Origin of the sequence: Citrobacter sp. Colony219 (assembly GCF_019382635.1) — a bacterium.
GTDB lineage: Bacteria > Pseudomonadota > Gammaproteobacteria > Enterobacterales > Enterobacteriaceae > Citrobacter > Citrobacter youngae.
In genome coordinates this window covers 9830-11339 of the sequence record NZ_CP080033.1, presented here as the reverse complement: position 1 = coordinate 11339, position 1510 = coordinate 9830, and the positions used below count along the sequence as shown (strand labels likewise).

Genomic DNA, 1510 nt, shown 5'->3' with positions numbered 1-1510 from the left:
TCCGTGATTTGTATGGCCTGCAAACGACCTTCCTGATCATGTCTGCCGTGCGCTGTTTGCGAGCATTATCTGTTTTGTTATTCCGTGGGACCCCACTCGCACCATTATTCAGCCGGATAACGAGCCAGGTGCGCCGCAGTTCGAATCACCCCATTCACCTTATCCAGAGTCGATGACCCCAGAATCAAACAGGAGTACGAAATGAGTGAATACGAAGATGTCATTCTGGCTATCGATGAAGGTACATCGGGGACCCGTGCGGCAGTTGTTGCACAAAATAGCCAGGTTCACTGCCTGGAATACCAGCCGCTTCAGGTCAGCAGTCTGCGTCATGGTGTGGTGGAACAAGATGCTGATGAGGTCTTGCAGGCCACTATTGAGGTTTGTCGCAAAGCGATAGCTAACGCGCAATGCAACAAGATGCGCATTGTGGCGCTGGCGATTGCGACCCAACGCTCAACGGCAGTGCTGTGGGATGCGCAAACGGGTAAGGCATTAACTCCGGCGATGGTATGGCAGGATGCGCGTTTCACGGATGAACTGGCCCAGTTAGCCCCTGAATGGGATGCAAAACTGCTGCCGCGGATTGGGCGACCGGTTGGGATACGCTCTCCTTATCTTTGGCGTCGCGCCATCTTGCCAATACGCCTGCGGTGGCGAAGGCGTATCAGGCTGGAACGCTGGTCTTTGGTACCGTTGATAGCTGGTTGCTTTGGCACTTGGCGCAGGAGAAAAAAAGTGTCACCACACCGACAAATGCCACCTCCGCTGGCGCGTATTGCCTCAAAGAGCATCACTATCATTTGCCATGGCTACAGACTCTGGGCTTCCCGGCGTCATTGCTGCCTGAATTACATGATGATGCCGATGACTTCGGCACCACTCATGAAGATATTCTGGGGATAAGCGTGCCGATCCTGGCCTGCGCAGGGGATCAGTTTGCAGGGGCTATTGGGCTGGGGTGTACCGAGCGAGGACAGGCTTTTTGTATGCATGGCACTGGCAGCTTTGTTGATTTAATGATGGGGCCAACGGTACCAACCTTGCAAAAGGGCTGTGAAAGTACGCTCACCATGACGGCGCGCCGCCAAAAAGGGCTTTCGCATTTCTCTGTCGAAACCTTTGTCCCCACTACCGGTTCGGCGCTCAACTGGGTGTGCGAAAAACTGCATTGGTTTGACTCACCCGAACAGATCAGCGAACTGGCCGCGCAGGCTAGCGACGCGGGTGGCGTGAGTTTTATTCCGGCGCTAACGGGGCTACGCGTACCCCATCTCCAGCCTCATGCCCGTGCGTCCCTGAACGGTATCTCAATCTCGACCACGCGCTCGCAGGTGGCCTACGCGATTCTGGAAGGGATTGCGCATTCGGTCGCGGCCTGTATTCGCGCAAATGAAGCGGCAACCGGGATCCCCACAAAAGAGTTGGTAGTCGGGGAGGGTTATCCAATAGCGATACGTTATTGCAAATCCAGGCCGATCTTAGCGGTATTCCCGTGCGGCGAATGGCC

The 1510-nt window shown here is 55.3% G+C and carries 1 protein-coding gene and 1 pseudogene; both read left to right on the top strand.

All coding sequences use genetic code 11. The features are described from left to right. Positions 1-201: 201 nt before the first annotated feature. Positions 202-501: pseudogene (locus JTI85_RS21130) on the top strand (FGGY family carbohydrate kinase); the annotation flags it as partial. A 59-nt stretch (positions 502-560) separates the two neighbouring features. Then, a partial coding sequence (locus JTI85_RS21125) for an FGGY-family carbohydrate kinase (RefSeq protein WP_370629210.1) occupies positions 561-1510 on the top strand: 950 nt, incomplete at its 3' end.